Genomic DNA, 25752 nt, shown 5'->3' on the forward strand with positions numbered 1-25752 from the left:
GTACCGTCGGCGCCGGCGTGGTTGCCAAGATCATCGCCTGATAAGCGATGGTAGAGGGAGGCAGAACAACGCTTCCCTCGACCAGCATTGCCTGGTACGCGCGTACCATGTATAATGCTGGATTCAGCGAGAAGTTTTCGTAGGGGTGTAGCTCAATTGGCAGAGCGTCGGTCTCCAAAACCGAAGGTCGCGGGTTCGATTCCCTCCGCCCCTGCCACCGAATTCTGGTGCGTAGGCACCGAAAGTAAAGAAGAATGTCCAATCAATCCGTGCAAACTGTCAGCACCTCGAATGACAAGTTCAAGGTCGCACTGGCGGTAGTTGCCACGATTGCAGGCGTTATCGGGTTCTTTTACCTGAAAGGCCAAAACAAACCAGCCTTGGTCGCCGCCGGCGCCCTCGTGGCTGGTTTAGTTTTTGCTGTCCTGCTTTTGTGGACCTCCACCACCGGCCGTGAGTTCCTGAGCTTCGCCAAGGAGTCGGTGCGCGAGACCAAGAAAGTTGTGTGGCCGACCCGTCGGGAAGCTACCCAGATCACCGGCATCGTGTTCGCCTTCGTGGTCGTTACCGCGATCTTCCTGTGGGGCACGGATAAGGTTCTGGAATTCCTGTTGTACGACCTGGTCCTGGGATGGAAAAACTGATGAGCGATAACGTGCAAGACAACGCGCCGGGCCAAGACCCGGCGCAAGACGCTGGTGCGGCTCCCGTGAGTGTCCCGGTAAGCAACAAGCGCTGGTACGTCGTACACGTCTACTCCGGCATGGAAAAGAGCGTCATGCGCGCCCTCACCGAGCGCATCGAGCGCGCGGGCATGCAGGAGCAGTTCGGCCGCATCCTGGTCCCGACTGAAGAAGTCGTCGAGATGCGCAACGGCACCAAGGCCGTCTCCGAGCGTCGTTTCTTCCCGGGCTATGTCCTGGTTGAGATGGAAATGACGGACGAGACCTGGCACCTGGTCAAGAACACCAGCAAGGTCACCGGCTTCATCGGTGGCAAGTCGAACAAGCCGACGCCGATCCCGGCGCGCGAGATCGACAAGATCATGCAGCAGGTCCAGGAAGGCGTCGAAAAGCCGCGTCCGAAAGTCCTGTACGAAGTGGGCGAGCAGGTCCGGATCAAGGAAGGCCCGTTCACCGACTTCAACGGCAACGTCGAAGAAGTCAACTACGAAAAATCGAAGGTGCGTGTCTCTGTCACCATCTTCGGCCGCGCAACTCCGGTGGAACTGGAGTTCGGGCAGGTAGAAAAGGTTTAAAGCGCTTACATCGGAGCGTCGCAGCAGCAAGGCGGAATCCGGTAAGAGGAGCCCCGCCAGAGTAGTAGTGGTGGGGCGCTACTACTCAAACCAAATCAAGGAGCCATCATGGCCAAGAAGATTATTGGTTTTATCAAGCTGCAAGTCGCAGCTGGTAAAGCAAACCCGTCCCCACCGATCGGCCCAGCACTGGGTCAGCGCGGCCTGAACATCATGGAATTCTGCAAGGCGTTCAACGCCCAGACCCAGGGCTTCGAGCCGGGCATGCCGATTCCTGTCGTGATCACCGCGTTCGCCGACAAGTCCTTCACCTTCGTGATGAAGACCCCGCCGGCAACCTACCTGATCAAGAAAGCCGCTGGCATCACCAAGGGTTCGCCGAAGCCACATACCGACAAGGTTGGCACGCTGACCCGTGCTCAGGCTGAAGAAATCGCAAAAACCAAGCAGCCGGACCTGACCGCCGCCGACATGGACGCAGCAGTGCGTATCATCGCTGGCTCGGCACGTTCGATGGGCATCACGGTGGAGGGTGTGTAATGGCTAAGCTGTCCAAGCGCGTCAAAGAAATGAAAGCAAAAGTGGACCGTAACAAGGTCTACGCGTTCGACAACGCTGTGTCGATCGTCAAGGAATTCGCCACCGCCAAGTTCAACGAGTCGATCGACGTCGCGATCCAGCTCGGCGTGGACCCGAAGAAGTCGGACCAGGTTGTCCGCGGTTCGGTCGTCCTGCCAGCAGGCACCGGCAAGACCGTGCGCGTCGCTGTCTTCGCTTCGGGCGACAAGGCTGAAGCTGCTAAAGCAGCCGGCGCCGACATCGTCGGTATGGAAGACCTGGCCGAGATGGTCAAGGCCGGCAACATGCCGTTCGACATCGTGATCGCTTCGCCGGACACCATGCGTATCGTCGGTACCCTGGGTCAGATCCTGGGCCCGCGCGGCCTGATGCCGAACCCGAAGGTCGGCACCGTGACCCCGGACGTGGCTGGCGCCGTCAAGAACGCCAAGGCCGGTCAGGTCCAGTACCGTACCGACAAGGCTGGTATCGTGCACGCCACCATCGGCCGCAAGTCCTTCTCGGACGAGCAGCTGAAGACCAACCTGTCGGCACTGCTGGAAGCCCTGAACAAGGCCAAGCCGGCAACCTCGAAGGGCGTGTACCTGCGCAAGGTCGCGATCTCGTCGACCATGGGCGCCGGCGTCCGCGTCGACCACGCTTCGATCGCTGCTGCTTAATCGATGACTGCGCGAAAGCGCGGTCGTCGTCCCGGCGAAGGCCGGGAACCAAGTTTCTCGTATTAAGTCCCTGCAGCTTCATCGCAGGGCGCATCTTTGGGCTGTCGGGGCAAATCACCGCTCCGGCAGGCAATCAAAGACCGTTGGGCCGAAGGCAGAGGTTGAGCCAGAGGTTAATAGACCACCCAACGCAGATGGTGTACCCGAACAAGTTTTGTAGTCCACGCTGCGTGAGTTCATCCGCGTTAGATTGACTTCTTAACTTCGGACGCCGTGTTCGAACCGATGTGAACATGTTGTTCGCATCATTTAAGGAGATTGACCGTGGGTCTTAATCTGAATGACAAAAAGGCTGTCGTCGAAGAGGTAAGCGCTAAAGTTGCAACCGCGCAGACCATCGTCGTGGCTGAGTACCGTGGCATCCAGGTTGCTCACTTGACCAAACTCCGTGCAGCCGCACGTGCCCAGGGCGTCTACCTGCGTGTTCTGAAGAACACGCTGGCTCGTCGCTCGGTTGAGGGCACGCAGTTTGCCGCGCTGGCAGATTCCATGACCGGCCCGCTGATCTACTCGATCTCGGACGACGCCGTTGCAGCAGCTAAAGTCATCAATGACTTCGCTAAAACCAACGACAAGCTGGTCGTGAAAGCTGGTAACTACGCTGGTAAGGCACTGGATGTCGCCGGCGTGACCGCGCTGGCAAGCATCCCGAGCCGTGAAGTCCTCATCGCCCAGCTGCTGGGCGTCATGCAGGCACCGGTGTCGGGCTTCGCACGAGTTCTGGCTGCAGTCGCAGCACAAAAAGGCGAAGGCGCCGCTGCTCCGGCAGCGGAAGCCGCCGAAGCGTAATCGCTTCGCGTCTTTCTGTTCAAGTAGAACCAAACCTGTACTACACACACACAATATTTGGAGTTTCAAATGGCAATTAGCAAAGAAGAGTTCCTGGACGCAGTTGGCGCAATGTCGGTCATGGAACTGAACGACCTGGTCAAGGCTTTCGAAGAGAAGTTCGGCGTGTCGGCAGCTGCAATGGCAGCACCGGCAGCTGGCGGTGCCGCTGGCGGCGCAGCTGCTGCTGAAGAGCAGACCGAGTTCAACGTTGTCCTGACCGAAGTCGGCGCGAACAAAGTCGGCGTCATCAAGGCAGTCCGCGAAATCACCGGCCTGGGCCTGAAGGAAGCCAAAGACGTCGTCGACGGCGCACCGAAGACCGTGAAAGAAGCCCTGCCGAAAGCTGACGCTGAAGCCGCTAAGAAGAAGCTGGAAGAAGCTGGCGCCAAGGCCGAGCTGAAGTAATACATATGCATTGGGCACTCATCAAGGGTGCCCAGCGCGGGAGTCAAAGCTTGCGGAACCTGCCGAAAGGGAGGGGATGCGGCTTTGGCTCTTTTGTCGTCCCTGCGTCAAACGTTTGCATCTGGGGCCGGCAGGAAACAAAGCATCACTGCATCATCGTTTCAGAAATATCGTAACACAGCAGTACGGCTGTCTTAATCACCTGGCGGGAAAGCAGAGGCTTCAGGCCTTGCGTGTGGTGCGACCACCACTGGCAATTCCTGAATTCTCATCCTTTCTGTCACTCACGGAGTGTCCATGCACTACTCATTTACTGAGAAGAAGCGCATTCGCAAGTCGTTCGCGAAGCGCGCCAACGTTCACAACGTTCCTTATCTTCTGGCTACCCAGCTCGAATCCTACGAGAATTTCCTGCAAGCGGACGCCGTTCCCTCCGTGCGCAAGAACGAAGGCCTGCAATCGGCCTTCAGCTCCATCTTCCCGATCGTGTCGCACAATGGTTTTGCGCGCCTCGAGTTCCTGTCCTATGTGCTGGGCGACCCTGCGTTTGACGTGAAAGAGTGCCAGCAGCGTGGCCTGACCTTCGCGTCGCCGCTGCGCGCCAAGGTGCGTCTGGTGATCCTGGACAAGGAATCGCCGACCAAGCCGGTCGTGAAGGAAATGAAAGAGCAGGAAGTGTACATGGGCGAACTGCCGCTGATGACCACGAACGGTTCGTTCGTCATCAACGGTACCGAGCGCGTCATCGTCTCGCAGCTGCACCGCTCCCCGGGCGTGTTCTTCGAACACGACCGCGGCAAGACCCACTCGTCGGGCAAGCTGCTGTTCTCGGCTCGTATCATTCCTTACCGCGGCTCCTGGCTGGACTTCGAGTTCGACCCGAAGGACATCCTGTTCTTCCGCGTCGACCGTCGCCGCAAGATGCCGGTCACGATCCTGCTGAAGGCCATCGGCATGACGCCGGAGCAGATCCTGGCGAACTTCTTCGTCTTCGACAATTTCACCCTCCGCAATGAAGGCGGCGAGCTGGAGTTCGTGTCCGAACGCCTGCGTGGCGAAGTCGCGCGCTTCGACATCGTCGATCCGAAGTCGGGCAAGACCATCGTCACCAAGGACAAGCGTATCAACGCCAAGCACGTCCGTGACATCGAAGCCGCCGGCATCAAGTCGATCTCGGTGCCGGAAGACTACCTGCTGGGCCGCGTGCTGGCCAAGAACATCGTCGACCAGGACACCGGCGAAGTCATCGCCGTCGCCAACGACGAGCTGACCGAAGAACTGCTGGGCAAGCTGCGCGACGCCAGCGTGACCGACATCCAGACGCTGTACACCAACGACCTGGACCAGGGCGGCTACATCTCGCAGACCCTGCGCACCGACGACACCGCCGACCAGACCGCCGCGCGCGTGGCGATCTACCGCATGATGCGTCCTGGCGAACCGCCGACCGAAGAATCGGTGGAAGCCCTGTTCAACGGCCTGTTCTACATGCCGGAACGCTACGACCTGTCGGCTGTCGGCCGCATGAAGTTCAACCGCCGTATCGGCCGTGACGAACTCGTGGGCGACATGACCCTGTCGAACGAAGACATCCTGGCCGTGATCAAGATCCTGGTCGAGCTGCGCAATGGCCGCGGCGAAGTCGACGACATCGATCACCTGGGTAACCGCCGCGTGCGTTGCGTCGGCGAATTGGCTGAGAACCAGTTCCGTGCCGGCCTGGTGCGCGTCGAGCGCGCAGTAAAGGAACGCCTCGGCCAGGCCGAAGCGGACAACCTGATGCCGCACGACCTGATCAACAGCAAGCCGATCTCGGCAGCGATCCGCGAGTTCTTCGGTTCGTCGCAGCTGTCGCAGTTCATGGACCAGACCAACCCGCTGTCGGAAGTCACCCACAAGCGCCGCGTCTCGGCCCTTGGCCCGGGCGGCCTGACCCGCGAACGTGCAGGCTTCGAGGTGCGCGACGTGCACCCGACCCACTACGGCCGCGTGTGCCCGATCGAAACGCCTGAAGGCCCGAACATCGGCCTGATCAACTCGCTGGCACTGTACGCCCGCCTGAACGAATACGGCTTCCTGGAAACCCCGTACCGCAAGGTCGACGGTTCGAAGGTCACCGACAAGATCGAATACCTGTCGGCGATCGAAGAAGGCCGCTACATCATTGCGCAGGCAAACGCCGCGATCAATGAAGAAGGCCAACTGGTCGACGAACTGGTGTCGGCACGTGAAGCTGGTGAAACCATCCTGGTCTCGCCGGAACGCATCCAGTACATGGACGTGGCCCCGGGCCAGATCGTGTCGGTCGCAGCCTCGCTGATTCCGTTCCTCGAGCACGATGACGCGAACCGTGCACTGATGGGCGCCAACATGCAGCGCCAGGCCGTGCCTTGCCTGCGTCCGGAAAAAGCCTTCGTCGGTACCGGCATCGAGCGCACCGTGGCGGTCGACTCGGGCACCACCGTGCAGGCCCTGCGCGGCGGCGTGGTCGACTACATCGATGCGGGCCGTGTGGTCATCCGCGTCAACGACGACGAGGCGCAAGCCGGCGAAGTCGGTGTGGACATCTATAACCTGATCAAGTACACCCGTTCGAACCAGAACACCAACATCAACCAGCGTCCGATCGTGCAAGTGGGCGATCGCGTGGCACGCGGCGACGTCATCGCCGACGGCGCCTCGACCGACCTGGGCGAACTGGCACTGGGCCAGAACATGCTGGTGGCCTTTATGCCGTGGAACGGCCTGAACTTCGAAGACTCGATCCTGATCTCGGAAAACGTGGTCAAGGACGACCGCTACACCTCGATCCACATCGAGGAACTGAGCGTGGTCGCCCGTGACACCAAGCTGGGCGCGGAAGAAATCACCCGCGACATCTCGAACCTGGCCGAGAACCAGCTGGCTCGCCTGGACGAATCGGGCATCGTGTACATCGGCGCCGAAGTGCAAGCCGGCGACGTGCTGGTCGGTAAGGTCACCCCGAAGGGCGAGACCCAGCTGACCCCGGAAGAGAAGCTGCTGCGCGCGATCTTCGGCGAAAAGGCCTCGGACGTGAAGGACACCTCGCTGCGCGTGCCGTCGGGCATGGTCGGCACCGTCATCGACGTGCAAGTGTTCACCCGCGAAGGCATCCAGCGCGACAAGCGCGCCCAGCAGATCATCGACGACGAGCTGAAGCGCTACCGCCTGGACCTGAACGACCAGATGCGTATCGTGGAAGGCGACGCCTTCCAGCGTCTGGAGCGCATGCTGATCGGTAAAGTGGTCAACGGCGGTCCGAAGAAGCTGGCCAAGGGTGCTGCGATCACCGCTGAATACCTGGCGGACCTGGACAAGTTCCACTGGTTCGACATCCGTCCGGCCGACGACGAGACCGCCAACGCACTGGAAGCGATCAAGGAGTCCATCAACGAGAAGCGCCACCAGTTCGACCTGGCCTTCGAAGAGAAGCGCAAGAAGCTGACCCAGGGCGACGAGCTGCAGCCTGGCGTGCAGAAGATGGTCAAGGTCTACCTGGCCGTCAAGCGCCGCCTGCAGTCGGGCGACAAGATGGCAGGCCGCCACGGCAACAAGGGTGTGGTCTCGCGTATCGTGCCGGTGGAAGACATGCCGTTCATGGCCGATGGTACCCCGGCCGACGTCGTGCTGAACCCGCTGGGCGTTCCGTCGCGTATGAACGTCGGTCAGATCCTCGAAACCCACCTCGGTTGGGCGGCGAAGGGCCTGGGCCTGCGTATCGGCGACATGCTGCGCGCACAAGCCAAGGCAGAAGAACTGCGCGGCTTCCTGGGCAAGATTTACAACGAGACCGGCCGCAAGGAAGACCTCGACAGCTTCAGCGATGAAGAGATCCTGACCCTGGCGAACAACCTGAAGAACGGCGTGCCGTTCGCGACGCCGGTGTTCGACGGTGCGCACGAGACCGAAATCCGCCGCATGCTGGACCTGGCGTTCCCGGACGAGATCGCGGCCCACCTGGGCATGACCCCGTCGAAGAACCAGGTCACGATGTTCGACGGCCGCACCGGCGAAGCATTCGAGCGCAAGGTCACCGTCGGCTTCATGCACATGCTGAAGCTGCACCACCTGGTCGACGACAAGATGCACGCCCGTTCGACCGGTCCGTACTCGCTGGTGACGCAGCAGCCGCTGGGCGGTAAAGCCCAGTTCGGTGGCCAGCGCTTCGGTGAGATGGAGGTGTGGGCACTGGAAGCCTACGGCGCGTCCTACGTGCTGCAGGAAATGCTGACTGTGAAGTCGGACGACGTGAACGGCCGTACCAAGGTTTACGAGAACCTGGTCAAGGGCGATCACGTGATCGATGCCGGCATGCCGGAATCGTTCAACGTGCTGGTGAAGGAAATCCGCTCGCTGGGTATCGACATCGATCTCGAGCGCAGCTAAGCAGGGCCAGCATGGCCGCCAGCCTTCGGGTTGGCCCGCGACCTTCGAGTCGTCGCCCCGGCGCAGGCCGGGGCCCAATTCGGCTGATATGCCGAAAAACTTGGATCCCGGCCTGCGCCGGGATGACGTTTTCAAGGGATACGGTTCAGCAAACGCCGGCGAAAATCGGCGAGAAGCGGCGGTAGTAGTACTCAGTAAAGAATTCAATCACCTCTGGAGTGATACATGAAAGCACTGCTCGATCTATTCAAGCAAGTTCAGCAAAACGAGAGCTTCGACGCCATCAAGATCGGCCTCGCCTCGCCTGAAAAAATCCGTTCCTGGTCGTTCGGCGAAGTCAAGAAGCCGGAAACCATCAACTACCGCACCTTCAAGCCCGAGCGCGACGGTCTGTTCTGCGCCAAGATCTTTGGCCCGATCAAGGACTACGAATGCCTGTGCGGCAAGTACAAGCGCCTGAAGCACCGCGGCGTCATCTGCGAGAAGTGCGGCGTCGAAGTCACGCTGGCCAAGGTGCGCCGTGAGCGCATGGGCCACATCGAGCTGGCCTCGCCGACCGCCCACATCTGGTTCCTGAAGTCGCTGCCGTCGCGTCTGGGCATGGTCCTGGACATGACCCTGCGCGATATCGAACGCGTGCTGTACTTCGAAGCATACGTCGTGACCGATCCTGGCATGACCCCGCTGAAGAAGTGCCAGATCATGTCGGAAGACGACTACGCCGCCAAGTACGAAGAGTACGGCGACGACTTCACCGCATTCATGGGCGCCGAAGGCATCCGTGAACTGCTGCGCTCGATCGACATCCACCGCGATGCCGAAGCCCTGCGCGTCGAGCTGAAGGAATCGAAATCCGAAGCCAAGATCAAGAAATACGCCAAGCGCCTGAAGGTGCTCGAGGCGTTCCAGCGCTCGGGCATCAAGCCTGAGTGGATGATCATGGAAGTGCTCCCGGTCCTGCCGCCGGAGCTGCGTCCGCTCGTCCCGCTGGATGGCGGCCGTTTCGCGACCTCCGACCTGAACGACCTGTATCGCCGCGTCATCAACCGTAACAACCGTCTGAAGCGCCTGATGGAACTGCGCGCTCCGGAAATCATTACGCGTAACGAGAAGCGCATGCTGCAGGAAGCAGTGGACTCGCTGCTGGACAACGGCCGTCGCGGCAAGGCGATGACCGGCGCCAACAAGCGTCCGCTGAAGTCGCTGGCTGAAATGATCAAGGGTAAGGGCGGCCGCTTCCGTCAGAACCTGCTGGGCAAGCGCGTCGACTACTCGGGCCGTTCGGTCATCGTGGTGGGTCCGCAGCTGAAGCTGCACCAGTGCGGCCTGCCGAAGCTGATGGCCCTGGAACTGTTCAAGCCCTTCATCTTCAACAAGCTGGAACTGATGGGTCTCGCGACTACCATCAAGGCGGCGAAGAAGCTGGTCGAAATCCAGGAACCGGTGGTCTGGGACATCCTGGAAGAGGTCATCAAAGAGCACCCGGTCATGCTGAACCGTGCACCGACCCTGCACCGTCTCGGTATCCAGGCGTTCGAGCCGGTCCTGATCGAAGGTAAAGCCATCCAGCTGCACCCGCTGGTCTGCGCGGCGTTCAACGCCGACTTCGACGGTGACCAGATGGCAGTCCACGTGCCGCTGTCGATCGAAGCGCAGATGGAAGCCCGCACCCTGATGCTGGCCTCGAACAACATCCTGTTCCCGTCGAACGGCGAACCGTCGATCGTGCCGTCGCAGGATATCGTGCTGGGTCTGTACTACGCGACCCGCGAGGCGATCAACGCCAAGGGCGAAGGCATGATGTTCCCGGACGTGTCGGAAGTCATCCGCGCGTACGACAACAAGGAAGTCGAACTGGCGACCCGCATCACCGTGCGTATCGTCGAGCACCCGAAGAACGCCGAGGGTGAATTCGACCGCACCGTGACCCGCTACGAGACCACCGTCGGCCGCGCCATCCTGTCCGAGATCCTGCCGAAAGGCCTGCCGTTCTCGGTGCTGAACCGCGCGCTGAAGAAGAAGGAAATCTCGAAGCTGATCAACACGTCGTTCCGCAAGTGCGGCCTGCGTGCGACCGTCGTCTTCGCGGACAAGCTGATGCAGTCGGGCTTCCGCCTGGCGACCCGCGCCGGCATCTCGATCGCCGTCGACGACATGCTGATCCCGGACGTCAAGAAGGGCATGATCGCGACCGCCGAAGCGGAAGTGAAGCAGATCGAGCAGCAGTACGCTTCGGGTCTGGTCACCGCCGGCGAGCGTTACAACAAGGTCGTCGACATCTGGGGCAAGACCTCGGACGAAGTCGGCAAGGCGATGATGGACCAGCTGAAAGTGGAACCGGTCACCAAGCGTGACGGCACCGAAGGCACCCAGGAATCGTTCAACGCGATTTACATGATGGCCGACTCGGGCGCCCGTGGTTCGGCAGCCCAGATCCGCCAGCTGGCCGGTATGCGAGGCCTGATGGCCAAGCCGGACGGTTCGATTATCGAAACGCCGATTACCGCGAACTTCCGCGAAGGCCTGAACGTTCTGCAGTACTTCATCTCGACCCACGGCGCTCGTAAAGGTCTGGCGGATACGGCACTGAAGACCGCGAACTCGGGTTACCTGACCCGCCGCCTGGTCGACGTGACCCAGGATCTGGTGGTGATCGAGGACGATTGCGGCACCACCAACGGCACGCACATGAAGGCGATGGTCGAAGGCGGTGAAGTCATCGAGCCGCTGCGCGACCGTATCCTCGGCCGCGTGACCGGTACCGACGTCGTCAACCCGGAAACCCAGGAAACCCTGTTCGAAGCCGGCACCCTGCTGGACGAAGACATGGTGGAAGAGATCGAACGCGTCGGCATCGACGAAGTGAAGGTCCGCACCCCGCTGAACTGCGACACGCGCTACGGCCTGTGCGCCAAGTGCTACGGCCGTGACCTCGGCCGCGGCATGCTGGTCAACGCCGGCGAAGCAGTCGGCGTCGTGGCGGCACAGTCGATCGGTGAGCCGGGTACCCAGCTGACCATGCGTACCTTCCACATCGGTGGTGCGGCATCGCGTGCGGCAGTGGCATCGTCGGTCGAAGCCAAGTCGAACGGCACCGTGCGCTTCACCGCCACGATGCGTTACGTCACCAACGGCAAGGGCGCGCAGATCGTCATCTCGCGTTCGGGCGAAGTCCTGATCACCGACGACCACGGCCGTGAGCGCGAGCGTCACAAGGTGCCGTACGGCGCGACCCTGATCGTCAAGGACGGCCAGGTCGTCAAGGCCGGCACCGCGCTGTCGACCTGGGATCCGCTGACCCGTCCGATCATTACCGAGTACGCCGGTACGATCAAGTTCGAAAACGTGGAAGAGGGCGTCACCGTCGCTCGCCAGGTGGACGAAGTGACCGGCCTGTCGACCCTGGTGGCGATCGATCCGAAGCGCCGCGGTTCGGGCAAGGTCCTGCGTCCGCAGGTCAAGCTGCTGAACGAAGAAGGCCAGGAAGTGAAGATCGCCGGCACCGAACACGCCGTGACGATCGGCTTCCAGGTCGGCGCGCTGATCATGGTCAAGGACGGTCAGCAGGTCTCGGTGGGTGAAGTGCTGGCACGTATCCCGACCGAATCGCAGAAGACCCGTGACATTACCGGTGGTCTGCCGCGCGTTGCCGAACTGTTCGAAGCACGTTCGCCGAAAGACGCGGGCATGCTGGCCGAAGTCACCGGTACCGTCGCATTCGGTAAGGAGACCAAGGGCAAGCAGCGTCTGGAAATCACCGACATGGACGGCAACAAGCACGAGTTCCTGATCACCAAGGACAAGCAAGTGCTGGTGCACGACGGCCAGGTGGTGAACAAGGGCGAGATGATCGTCGACGGTCCGGCAGATCCGCAGGACATCCTGCGCCTGCTGGGTATCGAAGCGCTGGCCCGCTACATCGTGGACGAGGTGCAGGACGTGTACCGTCTGCAGGGTGTGAAGATCAACGACAAGCACATCGAGGTGATCGTTCGCCAGATGCTGCGTCGTGTGCAGATCACCGATGCCGGCGACACCGACTACATCGTCGGCGAGCAGGTGGAGCGTTCGGAACTGCTGGAAGAGAACGACAAGGTCAACGCCGTCGGCAAGCTGCCGGCACAGTACGAAAACGTGCTGCTGGGTATTACCAAGGCATCGCTGTCGACCGACTCGTTCATCTCGGCCGCATCGTTCCAGGAAACCACCCGCGTCCTCACCGAAGCGGCGATCATGGGCAAGCGCGACGGTCTGCGCGGTCTGAAGGAAAACGTCATCGTCGGCCGCCTGATCCCTGGCGGTACCGGTCTGGCATTCCACCGCGCCCGCAAGGAGAAGGAAGTGTGGGAGGCGGAAGAGCGCCAGGCACTGCTGCAGCAGGAGAAGGCCAACATGGCCGCCGAACTGCAGGCGATGGAAGACCAGCAGAATGCTGCGGCTTCGGTCGAGCAGCATCAGGGCGATGGCGAGTGATCGCTGTAGCTAGCTGAAATGAAGACGGCACCCTGAGGGGTGCCGTTTTTTTTGCCGATGTTCTTTTACGAACAAACCCGGCTCGGCCGATCGCCAGGCTCACCTGCATACTTCAGTTCACTGTTTCGGCACGGCCTTGGTAGCGATGGACGAGGTGGTCGGAGCACACGCACGAGTGCATCTCAGATAGCTCGCATCGCAAGCATCGAGCCTTTCCCGCTTGCGCTTGTAAAAATCGGACTGCTCCGCCGCACGTGCCGGCACCGACTCCACCTGCCCATGGTTTGCTACACGCGCAAACTGGTTCGTTTCCTCGACCGGGGGCAGCTTGTCGAACCCGGTCAGTCGGCCTCCACGGTTCGTGCATTGCTGCTTCTCGGATGCGCACACCGACGTGCATACGGAAGGCTCGTCCGCATGCGCCAGCGGCGCCATCAGGCCAAGCAGGGCGATGAGCAGGAGAGAACGATTCATATGGATTCCTTTCGCTGAAGAGACAGCCCTGACTGACCAGGAAAACCATTCTAAATCGACTCCCCACCGCAAGCGGACAAACCCCGCACATCCAGCGCCAACTTACCCATTCAGGGTAAAGCGCAAGTGCACAGACACATGTACGACACAATGTTGTTCATTTAACTCATCCGTACGCCCATCCCGTGTAATGACTGCTATGATCCACAGCTGAGTTATCGATCCATCCACATTCCTTGCCCAGCGAGCACCATGCCTTGGCCCTTTGACGCGGCTTCCGACGCTGCAAGCGCATCGACGACCATGTTGGAAATGGAGCGCCGCATGCGCTGCTTCCCCTGGGAGACGACCCCGGTTGGCCCGGTCAGCGGCTGGCCGCAAAGCCTGAAAAGCGCCGTCCGCACCGTCCTCGACCTGCGCCTGCCGGCCTACCTCGCCTGGGGCGACGCCTACGTCCAGTTCTTCAACGACGCCTACCTCCCCATCCTCGGCGACAAGCACGATGCCGCCCTCGGCAATGACTCGCGCGTCACCTGGTCCGAGATCTGGCCGACCATCGGTCCGATGTGGGAACAGGTGCGCCAGGGCGCGGCGCTCGGCTCCGAAGGATTGCCGCTGACGATCAACCGCTACGGCTACTACGAGACCTGTTACTTCAGCTATTCGTACAGCCCGATCTATGGCGACAGCGGCAAGGTCGAGGGCGTGCTGGTCACCTTCGCCGACATCACCAAGGCCGTGCTGGGCGAACGCCGCCGCGATTACCAGGTCAAGCTGGCCGACACCCTGCGCCGCGAGACCGAGTTCGGGCCGATGCTCAAGGCGACGATTGGCCTCACCAGCGAATACTTCACCAACTCCAACGTCGCCTACGTCGAACTCGACGAGGACAAGCGCACCTTCACCGTCAAGGAAGAGTGGAAGGACGGCGTCGAGACCGGCGGGGCCCAGGGCACGCTGCCGATCGACATGCTGTCGCCGAACCAGATCGACGCGCTGCGCGGCGGCGCCACCATCTGCATCAACGACGTCTCGACCGATCCGGAATGCGCGGCCGTCGCCAAGCCCTGCCTGATGCTCGGCATCCATTCGGTGGTAGTCATCCCCTTGAAGGACGGCGACCGCCTGCACGGCGCCGGCTTCCTGTACAAGGACCACGCCTACCGCTGGACCATCGATGAGCGCAGCCTGGCCGAAGACCTGGCGCGCCGCACCTGGGAAGCGCTGCGCCGCATCCGCGCCGAGGAAGCGCTGCGCGAAGAGACGCGCATGCTCGAATTGCTGAACCGCGCCGGCAAGGTGCTGGCTTCCACGCTCGACATCGACACCCTGCTGCAGTCCGTCACCGACGCCGCCACCGAGCTGACCGGCGCCGAATTCGGCGCCTTCTTCTACAACGGCAAGGACGCCAACGGCGACGCCTACCTGTTGTACACGCTCTGCGGCGCGCCGCGCGAAGCCTTCGAAGGCTTCGGCCACCCGCGCCCGACCGCGGTGTTCGCGCCCACCTTCAACGGCGGGCCGCCGATTCGCAGCGACGACATCACCAAGGACCCGCGCTACGGCCGCATGGGGCCGCACCACGGCATGCCGAAAGGGCACCTGCCGGTGCGCAGCTATTTGGCCGCCGCGGTCAGCTCGCGCTCGGGCGAGGTGCTGGGCGGCCTGTTCTTCGGGCACTCGCAACCGAAGATGTTCGACGAGCGCACCGAGCAGCTCATCGCCGGCTTCGTGGCCCAGGCCGCGGTGGCGATCGACAATGCGCGCCTGTACGACCTGGCGCAGCGCGCGGCCCGGGAGCGCGAAGGCATCCTGGCCAGCGAGCGCGCCGCGCGCGCCGAGGCCGAGCGCCACAGCAAGATGAAGGACGAGTTCCTCGCCATGCTGGCGCACGAGCTGCGCAACCCGCTGGCGCCGATCACCAACGCGGCCCAGCTGCTGCGCATGCCGAATGTCGACGAGAACCTGCGCCTGAAGGCCAGCAGCATCATCTCGCGCCAGGTGCGCCACATGACCGAGCTGGTGGACGACCTGCTGGATGTGTCCAGGGTGACGCGCGGCCTGGTCAAGCTCGAGACCGAGACGCTGGAACTGAGCGGCGTGCTGCGCGCCGCGGTCGAGCAGGCGCGCCCGCACATCGAGGAGCGCAAGCATGCGCTGACGGTGGAAGCGCCCATGCGGCAGGTCGTCGTGGCGGGCGACCGCACGCGCCTGGTGCAGGTGCTGGTGAACCTCCTGAACAACGCCGCCAAGTACACGCCGCAGGGCGGCAAGATCATCTTGCGCCTGGAGGCCGGCCCGGAGCAGGCGCGCATGACCGTCATCGACAACGGCGCCGGCATGGACGCCAAGCTGCTGCCGCACGTGTTCGACCTGTTCACCCAGGCCGAGCGCACGCCGGACCGCTCGCAGGGCGGCCTCGGGATCGGCCTGGCGCTGGTCAAGACCATCGTCCAGATGCACGGCGGCCAGGTGGAGGCGCACAGCGACGGGCCGAACCTGGGGTCCTCGGTGTCGGTCCTGCTGCCCCTGGCCCAGGAAACAGACGCCTGCGTGGCGCCGGCGCCGATGCGCGCCGCGACAGCTGCGCGGCCGGTCGCGCCGTGCACGCTCACCATCGTCGACGACAATGTCGACGCGGCCCATTCGCTGGCGGTGCTGCTGCGCGAGCAGGGGCACACCGTGCACGTGTTCGAGGGCGCCCTGCGCACGCTCGCGTCCGCCGACATCGCGGACACCCACGCCTTCATCCTCGACATCGGCCTGCCCGACATGACCGGCTACGAGCTGGCGCGCCGCCTGCGCCGCGAGCATCCGACGGCCAGCTTCATCGCGCTCACCGGCTACGGCCAGGCGCGCGACCGCGACCTGTCGAAGCAGGCCGGCTTCGAGCACCACCTGGTCAAGCCGGTGGAGTTCCGGGCGCTGGCGGACATCCTGGCCCGGCTGCCGCAGTGCCAGCCGCCGGTCGACAGGGCGCAGACAGGTGTGGCACAGGAACCGGATATTGCGGGCGTCAGCTGATTGTGTGTTGACATTGTTGCTGTAACTCAGCAATATTCTTAACTCCCCGACATCTGTCTACGCCCGTGTCCCGTAAAAAGAACAGCCGCCAATGGGCGCGCCTGCGGATCCTGTGTTCCGGCGGGCTGCACCTGATGACCCTCATCCCCGATGCACTGGAACTGGTGCGCGAGCTGATCCCCAACAGCGCTTCCCAGCTGTTCCTGCACGCCGAACGCGCGCCGGAAGACGTGCACGAGGCGAACGTGCTCGGCGTGCTGCCCCCGCCCAACGGCTATTTTTATGGCGATTCGGTGCACTTCGGCGTGCCGCCGGCGGAGGCGCGCGCGCGCGCGGCCCACGTGCTCGAGGTGCGCCTGGGCCCGGCGGCGAACCCGCTCGGCACGCTCACCCTGCTGCGCGACGACGGCCCGGCCTTCGACACGGACGACGAGGAAGACCTGGGGCGCGTCGCCAAGTATTTCGATTACGCGCTGCAGAATGTCAATGCGGCCGCCGCGGCCGGCAACGGCCTGCTTGGTGTGATCGAGGACGAGGCCATGCTGCTGGCCACCACCAATGGCGACATCCTGTTCCTGAGCGACTCGGCCGGCGCGCTGCTCGACCAGCTGGCCTCGCAGGAGCAGCAGGTGTTCGACCGCCGCAGCCTGCCGCCGTTCTGCCTGCGCCTGGTGGAGTCGGTGGTGTACGGCGAACGCTATCCCTGGCGCCTGCCGGCCGGGACATTGGAGCTGGCCGGCGGCGTGCTGGAAGCGCGCGCGCAGTGGATGAGCGCCGGTTCCTACGACGCCATCCACAGCCGCACCGTCGGCATCTTCCTGAAGTTCGTGGTGCCCATGCCGCTGCGGATCTGGCGCGCCCTGGGCAGCGTCGAGCTGTCGCCGCAGCAGATGGAAGTGGCCTTCTGGATGGGCCTGGGAGGAGGGCGCGACGCGGCGCGCTCGCGCATGGACGTCAGCGACGCCGTGCTGCGCGACTGCGTGAAGGCGGTCTACGAGAAATTCGGCTGCACCTCCGAAGCCGGCCTGCTGGCCATCCTGCGTCCCGCGATCTCGCGCATGTAAGCCGCTTGCGGCACTTCACCCCATCGCAGGGGGTGGAATGCATGTGTTTCATTTTTTACCATGTTGTCCTGATCAATACGAGGACGACACGAAATGACACTGCATTCCCTGATCGCGGCGGCGCTGCTGTGCGCCGCAGGCGCCAGCCAGGCCGGGCTGATCCACCAGTATGAGCTGAACGGCGACCTGAAGGACGCGAAGGGCGGGGCCGACCTGCTCGCCTTCGGCGGCGACAAAGGACCAGGCGCCTACGCCTTCACCGCGAACAAGGGGCTGCAGCTGCAGGTCGCCCTCGGCTCGGTCTACACGATCGACATGGAGTTCAGGCTCGGCAGCGACAAGGCCAACTGGCAGCGCATCCTGAACTTCCAGTTCGCGACACCGGACCACGGCCTGTACGTCTCCACCGACAAGTTCTGCTTTTATCGCGGCAACTGCAGCAACGGCAGCAGCTTCACGCCGCAGCAGGACATCCGCCTGACCGTCACCCGCGACAGCAATTCCCTGGTGACCTTCTATCACGACGGGGTAGCGATGCTGAGCTTCCAGGATGGCCTCGGCCTGGCCGGCCAGACCGACCTGGCCGACGAGCTCGATCCGCGCAACCCGGGCAAGCCGCCCCGCCGGCGCCTGCTCAGCTTCTTCAAGGACGATGGCTCGGGCGAATTCGCGACCGGCTCGGTCGACTTCATCCACCTCTACGACCACGCCCTGAGCCGGCAGGAAGTCGCGGCGCTGAACGTCGCCAGGGTGCCGGAGCCGGCGCCGCTGGTCCTGGTCGGCGCCGGCCTGGCGCTGCTCAGCTGGACGCGCCGCCATAAGCCGGGCGGGGCGGCGTAGGAAGCCTGCCTGTCGGGATGTTCTCCGGAACATCCCCCATCCAAGGGGATGGAATACACTTGCTTGGCTTTCTATTATCTCAACCGGATCTCGAAGGAGGTTTGTATGAACATTCGATGGATGTGCGCCGTCATGCTGGGCGCCACCTGTGCCCTTGCCAACGCCGCCGACATGAAAGTCACCATGAAGATGGCTACCGAAAAAGGAGAGGGCGCCGATATCGGCACCGTGACCGTCAGCGAAACGAAGCACGGCCTCGTGTTCACGCCGGCGCTGAGCAAGCTGCCGGCCGGCCTGCACGGCTTCCACGTGCATGAAAACGGCAGCTGCGGCCCGAACCAGAAGGACGGCAAGACGGTGCCCGCGGGCGCCGCCGGCGGCCACCTGGATCCGGCCAAGACCGGCAAGCACGGCCTGCCCTGGGGCGACGGCCACCTGGGCGACCTGCCGGCCCTGACGGTGGACGAGAAGGGCAATGCGACCAACCCGGTGCTGGCGCCGCGCCTGAAGCTGGCGGACGTCAAGGGCAAGGCCCTGATGGTCCATGCGGGCGGCGACAACCACGCCGACCACCCGGCGCCGCTCGGCGGCGGAGGCGGCAGGATCGCCTGCGGCGTCATCCAGTAACCATCCCTGGCACATCAGGGGTGAAATAAAATTTCAATTTATGGAACAAAACGAAATGAAATTTCATCCCTGATGTGCTGCTTCATTCGTCCGCTGGTCTGTCGTCCTTCGGCAGTTCCACCAGTGGCACCGGCGTCGCCTGCGCCGCGATGAAGCCGGCCAGCGCGGCCGACAGGTCGTCGAGCACGCGCTTGCCCCACGCCTTTTCCATCAAGCGGTACTGACGCTCGATCAGCGGCGCCATCTCGTCGAACAGCGCGTCGCCCTTCGGCGCCAGGCTCACCATCACCCGGCGCGCATCCGCCGCCACGCGCCGGCGCTGCACCAGCCCCGTCTCTTCCATGCGCGCCAGCACCCCGGCCATGCTCGGGCTCAGGATCTGGCACAGCTCGCACAGTTCGCGCGGCTCGAGCTGCTCGTGCTCGTCCAGCGCGCGCAGGATGCGCCACTGCTGCTCGGTCACGCCGAAGTGGTTCAGCACCGGGCGGAAGTGGGACATCAGCGCATCGCGCGCCTTCAACAGCTGCTGCGGCAGGTCGCGGTTGGTGATACGACGGGACACTATCTACTCCATTCTGCTAAACGATGAGCTTGACTGGCTAACATATTAGTGATTAACTTGCGAACATATTAGCGAATATCGGTGTACACCGACACCTTTTTCAAGCGGCAAAGATCGTGATTATCCGAGACAGGCCTTCCGGCCTCAAGCTGTTCCTGCTGCTGCGCGGTTCGGTCCTGCCACGCATCCTGCCCACGCTCGCGGTCAACGTGGCGATCGCCATCCTGGTCACCTGGACGCACGGCGTGCTCGGCGGCCTGAAGATCACGATCACCCCCATCCCGTTTACCCTGATCGGCCTGCCGCTCGCGATCTTCCTGGGTTTTCGCAACAATTCGGCCTATGACCGCTTCTGGGAAGGGCGCAAGCTGTGGGGCGAGCTGGTGCTGCGCAGCCGCAACCTGGCGCGCCAGTGCACCGGCCTGATCGGGGGCGAGGGCCCGGCGCTGGCCCGCAACGGCATGCAGGACGTGCGGGTACGCATGGTCCTGCGCGCCGTCGCCTTCTGCGCTTCGCTGCGCGACCTGCTGCGCCACCGTCCGCTCGACCCGTCCCTGGCCCGCTTCCTCGCGCCGCAGGAATTCGCGCGGATGGAAGGCGCGCCCAACAAACCCGACTACCTGATGCGGCACATGGGCCAGGACCTCGGCCAGTGCGTGAAGGAGGGCCGCATCGAGGCCTGCCTGGCCGCGAACATCGACGCGACCTTGAGTGCGATGACCGCCGCCGCCGCCTCGTGCGAGCGCATCAAGAATACCCCGATTCCGTTCTCGTACTCGGTGCTGCTGCACCGCACCGCGTACATGTACTGCTTCCTGCTGCCCTTCGGCCTGGTCGACACGCTCGAATTCATGACGCCCGTGGTGGTGGCGATCGTGGCCTACACCTTCTTCGGCCTCGACGCCCTCGGCGACGAGCTCGAGGAACCCTTCGGCATGGAGCCGAACGACCTGCCGCTGGACGCCATCTGCCGCGCGATCGAGATCGACCTGCGCAGCGCGCTGGACGACGAGGACATCCCGCCGCCCCTGCAGGCGGTCGATTTCACCCTCATGTAATTTCGTAGCCCCCTCGAGGACCACATGCACCACGACGAACACGTTCTACACGACCGCATCCGCCTGCCGCAGCTGCGCGAACGCATCACCAATGCCGCCCAGGCGGCCACCTGGATCAAGGACGGCATGACAGTCGGCATGAGCGGCTTCACCCGCGCCGGCGACGCCAAGGCGGTGCCACTGGCGCTGGCCGAGCGCGCCCGCCATGAGCCCCTGAAGATCACCCTGATCACCGGCGCCTCGCTCGGCGGCGACACCGACAGGCAGCTGACCGAATCCGGCGCCCTGGCGCGCCGCATGCCCTTCCAGACCGACCCGGCGCTGCGCGCGGCGATCAACAGCGGCGAGGTGATGTTCATGGACCAGCACCTGTCCGAGACCGTCGAATTGCTGCGCACGCGCCAGATCGCGCCGGTCGACGTGGCTGTGATCGAGGCGGTGGCCATCACCGAGACCGGCGGCATCGTTCCCACGACCTCGGTCGGCAACAGCGCCAGCTTCGCGATCCTGGCCGAGAAGGTGATCGTCGAGATCAACCTGAGCCAGTCGCCGGCCCTGGAGGGCCTGCACGACATCTTCATCCCCAAGCGCCGCCCGAGCCGCGAGCCGATGCCCTTGACTAGCGTGAGCGACCGCATCGGCACGAGCGCCATCGAGATCCCGCCGGAGAAAATCGTCGCCATCGTCTTCACCGAGAAGACTGATAGCGCCTCGACGATCCTGCCGCCGGATGCCGAGACCGCCGCCATCGCCGGCCACCTGATCGACTTCTTCGGCGCAGAGATCGCCCAGGGCCGCCTGACCGAAAGCCTGATGCCGATCCAGGCCGGCATCGGCACCATCGCCAACGCGGTGGTGTCGGGCCTGAACGAGGGCCCGTTCAAGCACCTGACCATGTATTCGGAAGTGCTGCAGGATTCGACCTTCGAGCTGTTCGACTCCGGCAAGCTGGATTTCGCCTCGGGCTCCTCGATCACCGTGTCCGAAGCCAAGGGCCGCGAAGTGTTCGGCAACCTGGAGCGCTACAAGGACCGCCTGGTGCTGCGCCCGCAGGAGGTGAGCAACCATCCCGAAGTCGTGCGCCGCCTCGGCATCATCGCCATCAACACGGCGCTGGAGTTCGACATCTACGGCAACGTGAATTCGACCCACGTGTCGGGCACGCACATGATGAACGGGATCGGCGGCTCGGGCGACTTCGCGCGCAACGCCTATCTATCGGTATTCGCCACCAAGTCGGTGGCCAAGGGCGGCAAGATCTCGAGCATCGTGCCGATGGTCTCGCACGTGGACCACAACGAGCACGACGTCGACATCGTCGTCACCGAAGTCGGCCTGGCCGACCTGCGCGGCCTGGCGCCGCGCGAACGGGCGCAGCGCATCATCGACAACTGCGTGGCCGAGCCGTACAAGGGAATGCTGCGTGAGTACGTGGAAGAGGCCAACCGGGGAGGGGGACAGACGCCGCACGTGCTGGAGAAGGCGTTCTCGTGGCATGTGCGGTATCGCGAGACGGGGTCGATGCTGCCGGCGTAGCGGCAGCGCTTTGGAACTTGGATCCCGGCCTCCGCCGGGATGACGGCTCATCTGTATGTAGTACTCTCAGCACGTCGTTCCGGCGAAGGCCGGAACCCAATTCCACACCGAAGCCGTACAGCCAGATTACTTGGCCGCAGTGCGCGCCTTCCCGAACGGATCCCCCGCCTTCCACTGCGGCGCCTTCGGCGAATCCGCCACCATGCGTCCCAGGTTCAGCGTGAACTGCGCCTGCTGCACCATGCCCGACAGGTCCCAGGTCGGATCGTATTCGTCGTTGGCCTGGTGGTAGCGGGGGCCGTAGGCCTTGCGCTTGGCGTTGTTCGCTTCCACGTCCTTCACCCAGCTGCTGCCCGCGCCCACCGAGAACGCCGGCACGCCGGCCTTGGCGAAGCTGAAGTGGTCGCTGCGGAAGTAGCCACCGCCCAGGTCGGGCCGGGCGGGTGCGATCGTCATGCCCATGCTCTTGGCGGTGGCGGCCGCCATCGCGCCCAGGTCGGTGCGCTCGCTGCCCGGGGTGCTGACGTCCTTGACCAGGCCCACGAAGTTCAGGCTGTCCAGGTTCAGGTTGGCCACCGTCTTCTCGATCGGCCACAGCGGCGCGGCGGCATAGGCAGCGCTGCCCAGCAGGCCCTGTTCCTCGGCTGCCACCCACAGGAACATCTGGCTGCGCTTGGCCGGGTTGCGCACGGCTTCCTGCGCCATCGCCAGCAGGGCGGCGGTGCCGGAGGCATTGTCGACGGCGCCGTTGAAGATGGTGTCACCCTCGGTGCCCTGCTTGCCCATGTGGTCCCAGTGCGCGCTGTAGACCACCAGCTCGTCCTTCAGCTTCGGATCGGTGCCCGGCACGATGCCAGCCACGTTGAATTCGTTCAGGGTGCGCACCTCGGCGCGCGCCTCGCCCTTCACGCGGGCGTTCAGCGCCACCGGCTTGAAGTTCTTGTCTTCGGCGGCGGCGCGCAGCTTGTCGAGGTCCTGGCCGGCGGCGGCGAACAGCTTGCGCGCGGTGGCGTCGGTCATCCAGCCCTGCAGGCCGGTGCCCAGCTTGCCCTCGGCCAGCTGGAAGCGCTCGGCATTGGCCCAGCTGTTCTGCACCACGCTCCAGCCGTACGAGGCCGAGGCGTCGGTGTGGATCAGCAGGACGCCGGCCGCGCCCTGGCGCGCCGCTTCTTCCAGCTTGTAGGTCCAGCGGCCGTAGTAGGTCAGGCCCTCGCCATTGAAGCGCTTCGGCTCGGCGGCGGTCGGCTTCGGATCGTTCACCATCATCACCAGCACCTTGCCCTTGAAGTCCTGGCCCTTGAAGTCGTCCCAGCCTTCTTCCGGCGCGTTGATGCCGTAGCCCACGAAGACCATGTCCGCGTCCAGCGTGTGGTCGGCTTGCGCATCGCCCGGACCCCAGACCCAGTCGGCGCCGAACTGCGCCGGCAGCGGCTGGCCGCCGGCAAACAGGCCGATCGTGCTCTTCTGCGGCAGCGAGCGCACGCCGGCGATCTTCACCGGCTGGCGGAAGCTGCCCTTGTTGGCCGGCTGCAGGCCGATCGCGGCGCTCTGGGTTTCGAGATAGGTGACGGTCAGTTCACCGCCGCGCTGGCCGGTGCCGCGGCCTTCGAGGGCGTCGGACGCCAGGAAAGCGAGGTGGGCGCGCAGGGGCGCTTCCTTGACGGTGGCAGCCTGTGCGGACTGCGGCGCCTTGGGCGAGGCGGCATGGGCCGGGTAGGCCAGCGCCAGGCTGCTTGCGAGGGCGGTGAGGACAACGGAGGAGACGATCTTGTGCATGGCTTCCTGCTGCTTGGTTAATCGGGGTGTGCACGGTGTGCGTCGAACATTGTATGCCAACTGTTCAGTAGAACCGCAACACATCCGCCGAGACTGTCATGCCCGTTCCCGGCATGCGCGGCGGGGCGCCGGGCGGCAGCAGGTGTTCCGGAAGTCCCGGCATGCGCTCCTCGATCATTACCGCCAGCGGGTCGTCGTTCGGTGCGTCGATGGTAAAGCGCAGCAGCTGGTCTTCCATCCCGTACAGCGACAGCGACCACGGGCTCTCGCTTGAGGTCAGCACGCGGCCGTTGACGGTGGACCGGCGCGGCTTGGTGCCGGCCACCCACATCTGAATGTGCGGGGCGCGGTTCTTCGAGCGCAGCGTGAATTCCACCCGGCGCAGCGGCGGATTCACACTGGGCAGGGCCAGGCGCGGGTTGCGCAGCATATAGGTTTCCGGGAAGGCGATGCGGTCTTCGCGCGGCGCGATCGCGAACCACTGGCGCGGGCTGTGCCAGCCGAACACGTCGACGTAGATACTCGGCTTGTCCAGGTTCGGGAACAGCTGCTTCGACCAGGCGTCGAGCGGCTCGGGCGGCAGCAGCCAGTAGGCGCGCCAGCTGTTCATGTCCTTGAAGTAGACCAGGCGGTTCGGCGCCACCAGCGGTTGTTCCTGTATCGGGCCTTGCAGCGCCGGCCCAGAGGCCTGGCCCGGCAGCGCGACGCAGGCCGCGAATGCGGCAGCGACGCCGGCGCCGACCACGCGCCCGAGCGGCAGCAGCAGGAACAGGCTGGCGAAGCACAGCAGCGCGGCGGCGATCAGCACCGCCAGCACGTACAGTCCCTGCGGACCGAGCTCCGTCCACGCCGCGCGCAGCGCCGGCAGGATGAGCAGCGGCGCGGGAAGCAGGCCGGCGGCCAGGATCAGGAGGCGCAGCAGGAAGGGCCGCGGCGCCTCCAGCGCCGTGAAGGCGGCCAGCGCCGCCGCCAGCGGCCAGGCCAGCAGCCACGCGGCCTCCGGCGCCCACGAGAGGATGAGCAGCAGCGCCAGCGCCAGCCAGGACATCGCGCCCAGGAACACGGACACAGCGCCAACCAGCCTGCGCAACAGGTAGAGCGCGCCGACGAACAGGCAGGCGCCGGACACCAGGAAGACCACGGCCGGCCCCGCTTCCTGCGACTGCGCCAGCGCGGCAAGCTCGTGGCGCCGCTCCCACAGCAGCATGCGCGCCGCCAGCAGGATCAGCGCCACGCCGAAGAAGCCCTGCACCAGCGGCGCCACCGTGGTATCAGTCTCCGATGTCGCCCGGCGGTAGGCACGCGCCAGCATCAGGCAGGACAGCGCGGCGAGGCCCCAGCACAGGATGGCCGAATGCTGGACGCTGCCGAGCAGCGGCAAGCTGAACCAGGCATGGGGACCGTAGCTGCCGCGCGCCAGCGTCTGCGCGCCGAAGTGCCTGGACAGGCGCAGCATGCTGTCGCCCAGGTGGCCCAGCAAGGCCGGATCGAGGCGCTCCACGACATCGAGCGTGCGCCCGCGGTCGAAGGGCCGGCCGGTGTTCACGAACAGCAGGGCGGGAGCGTCGATGGTGGACAGGGGACCCATGCGCGGCGTGTCCGGCAGCAGCTGGTAGAAGCGCGCCATCAGCGACGAGCCTTTCAAGCCGGGCACCGCCCGCGCCCAGCCGCCCAGCGCGCCGCTGCCCGCATTCGCCGCCGCATACAGCGACAGCGGCCCGGCGCTGCCGGTGGCGTCGAACTTCAGGCTCAGGCCCACCTCGCGCGCCAGCGGATGCTGTTCGGCGAAGCCTTTGGCGCCGAGCGCGCCCACGTCTTCGCCATCCAGGAACAGCAGGACGATGTCGTTCAGGTGCGCGTTGGGATGCGCGGGGCCCAGGTGCAGCGCCCGCGCGGTCTCGATCATGGCCGCCACCTGGGCCGCCCCGCGCGCCGCGCCGAGCGTGGCGTTGCCGCTGTCGTAGTGCGCCGCCAGCAGCACTGCCGGACGGCGCATCCGGTCCGGCGCGCTGCCCGGCAGGCGCACCACGATGTTGTGCACCACGCCGAGCGTCACGTCGGTGCCGCCCCAGAAGCGGATGGTCGACTTCTGCACGGTGGTGGTTTGCACCTCGGTGGC

General features: G+C 64.3%; 18 protein-coding genes and 1 tRNA gene. 15 read left to right on the forward strand and 4 right to left on the reverse strand.

What is annotated here, in order from left to right:
• The first annotated feature begins 141 nt into the window (after positions 1–141).
• The 9 genes from B2R83_RS07360 (at position 142) to rpoC (ending at position 12672) form a co-directional block, all read left to right on the forward strand.
• Positions 142–217 (forward strand) — tRNA-Trp (locus B2R83_RS07360).
• Between the two features lie 37 nt (positions 218–254).
• Positions 255–644, forward strand: a complete 390-nt coding sequence (gene secE / locus B2R83_RS07365) for a preprotein translocase subunit SecE (protein ID WP_036209131.1) — start codon at positions 255–257, stop codon at positions 642–644.
• A complete protein-coding gene (gene nusG, locus B2R83_RS07370; protein WP_036209128.1) occupies positions 644–1258 on the forward strand; it encodes a transcription termination/antitermination protein NusG in 615 nt (204 codons plus the stop codon). Before secE ends, nusG begins: the two co-directional genes overlap by 1 nt.
• A gap of 108 nt (positions 1259–1366) precedes the next feature.
• Positions 1367–1798 carry a 50S ribosomal protein L11 gene (rplK, locus tag B2R83_RS07375; protein ID WP_020653552.1) on the forward strand — a complete coding sequence of 144 codons (432 nt, stop codon included), beginning with the start codon at positions 1367–1369 and terminating at the stop codon, positions 1796–1798.
• Positions 1798–2496, forward strand: a complete 699-nt coding sequence (gene rplA, locus B2R83_RS07380; RefSeq protein WP_036209123.1) for a 50S ribosomal protein L1 — start codon at positions 1798–1800, stop codon at positions 2494–2496. Before rplK ends, rplA begins: the two co-directional genes overlap by 1 nt.
• Positions 2497–2820: 324 nt before the next feature.
• Positions 2821–3345: a 50S ribosomal protein L10 gene (gene rplJ, locus B2R83_RS07385; protein ID WP_036209119.1), complete on the forward strand. Its 525-nt coding sequence runs from the start codon at positions 2821–2823 to the stop codon at positions 3343–3345.
• 69 nt (positions 3346–3414) lie between these two features.
• Positions 3415–3792, forward strand: coding sequence for a 50S ribosomal protein L7/L12 (rplL, locus tag B2R83_RS07390; protein ID WP_027868024.1), 378 nt, complete (start codon positions 3415–3417; stop codon positions 3790–3792).
• A 297-nt stretch (positions 3793–4089) separates the two neighbouring features.
• On the forward strand, positions 4090–8199 hold the full coding sequence (gene rpoB / locus B2R83_RS07395; RefSeq protein WP_292039700.1) for a DNA-directed RNA polymerase subunit beta: 4110 nt from the start codon (positions 4090–4092) through the stop codon (positions 8197–8199).
• A 225-nt stretch (positions 8200–8424) separates the two neighbouring features.
• On the forward strand, positions 8425–12672 hold the full coding sequence (rpoC, locus tag B2R83_RS07400; protein WP_292039702.1) for a DNA-directed RNA polymerase subunit beta': 4248 nt from the start codon (positions 8425–8427) through the stop codon (positions 12670–12672).
• Between the two features lie 117 nt (positions 12673–12789).
• Here the strand turns inward: rpoC and B2R83_RS07405 are convergent, their stop codons facing one another.
• A complete protein-coding gene (locus B2R83_RS07405) occupies positions 12790–13146 on the reverse strand; it encodes a hypothetical protein (RefSeq protein ID WP_292039704.1) in 357 nt (118 codons plus the stop codon).
• Between the two features lie 324 nt (positions 13147–13470).
• On the opposite strand from B2R83_RS07405, the gene B2R83_RS07410 reads away from it, so the two are divergent.
• From B2R83_RS07410 to sodC, 4 genes are all read left to right on the forward strand, one after another.
• A complete protein-coding gene (locus tag B2R83_RS07410; protein WP_292039705.1) occupies positions 13471–16170 on the forward strand; it encodes an ATP-binding protein in 2700 nt (899 codons plus the stop codon).
• Positions 16171–16304: 134 nt separating this feature from the next.
• On the forward strand, positions 16305–17234 hold the full coding sequence (locus B2R83_RS07415; RefSeq protein WP_292039707.1) for a helix-turn-helix transcriptional regulator: 930 nt from the start codon (positions 16305–16307) through the stop codon (positions 17232–17234).
• A gap of 93 nt (positions 17235–17327) precedes the next feature.
• Positions 17328–18074 (forward strand): PEP-CTERM sorting domain-containing protein, encoded by a 747-nt coding sequence (locus B2R83_RS07420; RefSeq protein ID WP_292039709.1) that lies wholly within the window; start codon positions 17328–17330, stop codon positions 18072–18074.
• Positions 18075–18179: 105 nt separating this feature from the next.
• A complete protein-coding gene (gene sodC, locus B2R83_RS07425) occupies positions 18180–18701 on the forward strand; it encodes a superoxide dismutase family protein (RefSeq protein ID WP_036209099.1) in 522 nt (173 codons plus the stop codon).
• Positions 18702–18783: 82 nt separating this feature from the next.
• On the opposite strand, the gene hpaR is transcribed toward sodC, so the two are convergent.
• The gene (hpaR, locus tag B2R83_RS07430; protein ID WP_292039713.1) at positions 18784–19263 is read right to left on the reverse strand and encodes a homoprotocatechuate degradation operon regulator HpaR; all 480 of its coding nucleotides are present in this window, start codon (positions 19261–19263) and stop codon (positions 18784–18786) included.
• 116 nt (positions 19264–19379) lie between these two features.
• Here hpaR and B2R83_RS07435 point away from each other — a divergent pair, with 116 nt between their 5' ends.
• Together B2R83_RS07435 and B2R83_RS07440 are read left to right on the forward strand one after the other, a co-directional pair.
• Positions 19380–20321, forward strand: coding sequence for a bestrophin family protein (locus B2R83_RS07435; protein ID WP_292039715.1), 942 nt, complete (start codon positions 19380–19382; stop codon positions 20319–20321).
• Between the two features lie 24 nt (positions 20322–20345).
• The gene (locus B2R83_RS07440) at positions 20346–21857 is read left to right on the forward strand and encodes an acetyl-CoA hydrolase/transferase family protein (RefSeq protein ID WP_292039717.1); all 1512 of its coding nucleotides are present in this window, start codon (positions 20346–20348) and stop codon (positions 21855–21857) included.
• Positions 21858–21983: 126 nt separating this feature from the next.
• Here the strand turns inward: B2R83_RS07440 and B2R83_RS07445 are convergent, their stop codons facing one another.
• Both B2R83_RS07445 and B2R83_RS07450 read right to left on the reverse strand, forming a co-directional pair.
• On the reverse strand, positions 21984–23633 hold the full coding sequence (locus B2R83_RS07445) for a M28 family peptidase (protein WP_292039721.1): 1650 nt from the start codon (positions 23631–23633) through the stop codon (positions 21984–21986).
• Between the two features lie 64 nt (positions 23634–23697).
• On the reverse strand, positions 23698–25752 hold a 2055-nt coding region (locus B2R83_RS07450; RefSeq protein WP_292039723.1), incomplete at its 5' end, for a M28 family peptidase.

The organism is Massilia sp. UBA6681 (assembly GCF_002454935.1).
Classification (GTDB): Bacteria; Pseudomonadota; Gammaproteobacteria; order Burkholderiales; family Burkholderiaceae_D; genus Telluria; species Telluria varians.

What these genes read in the sequence shown, in the direction of transcription:
- secE (WP_036209131.1), top strand. Translation starts at nt 255, where the DNA reads ATGTCCAATCAATCCGTGCAAACTGTCAGCACCTCGAATGACAAGTTC.
- nusG (WP_036209128.1), top strand. Translation starts at nt 644, where the DNA reads ATGAGCGATAACGTGCAAGACAACGCGCCGGGCCAAGACCCGGCGCAA.
- rplK (WP_020653552.1), top strand. Translation starts at nt 1,367, where the DNA reads ATGGCCAAGAAGATTATTGGTTTTATCAAGCTGCAAGTCGCAGCTGGT.
- rplA (WP_036209123.1), top strand. Translation starts at nt 1,798, where the DNA reads ATGGCTAAGCTGTCCAAGCGCGTCAAAGAAATGAAAGCAAAAGTGGAC.
- rplL (WP_027868024.1), top strand. Translation starts at nt 3,415, where the DNA reads ATGGCAATTAGCAAAGAAGAGTTCCTGGACGCAGTTGGCGCAATGTCG.
- rpoB (WP_292039700.1), top strand. Translation starts at nt 4,090, where the DNA reads ATGCACTACTCATTTACTGAGAAGAAGCGCATTCGCAAGTCGTTCGCG.
- rpoC (WP_292039702.1), top strand. Translation starts at nt 8,425, where the DNA reads ATGAAAGCACTGCTCGATCTATTCAAGCAAGTTCAGCAAAACGAGAGC.
- B2R83_RS07405 (WP_292039704.1), bottom strand. Translation starts at nt 13,146, where the DNA reads ATGAATCGTTCTCTCCTGCTCATCGCCCTGCTTGGCCTGATGGCGCCG.
- B2R83_RS07410 (WP_292039705.1), top strand. Translation starts at nt 13,471, where the DNA reads ATGCGCTGCTTCCCCTGGGAGACGACCCCGGTTGGCCCGGTCAGCGGC.
- B2R83_RS07415 (WP_292039707.1), top strand. Translation starts at nt 16,305, where the DNA reads ATGACCCTCATCCCCGATGCACTGGAACTGGTGCGCGAGCTGATCCCC.
- B2R83_RS07420 (WP_292039709.1), top strand. Translation starts at nt 17,328, where the DNA reads ATGACACTGCATTCCCTGATCGCGGCGGCGCTGCTGTGCGCCGCAGGC.
- sodC (WP_036209099.1), top strand. Translation starts at nt 18,180, where the DNA reads ATGAACATTCGATGGATGTGCGCCGTCATGCTGGGCGCCACCTGTGCC.
- B2R83_RS07440 (WP_292039717.1), top strand. Translation starts at nt 20,346, where the DNA reads ATGCACCACGACGAACACGTTCTACACGACCGCATCCGCCTGCCGCAG.
- B2R83_RS07445 (WP_292039721.1), bottom strand. Translation starts at nt 23,633, where the DNA reads ATGCACAAGATCGTCTCCTCCGTTGTCCTCACCGCCCTCGCAAGCAGC.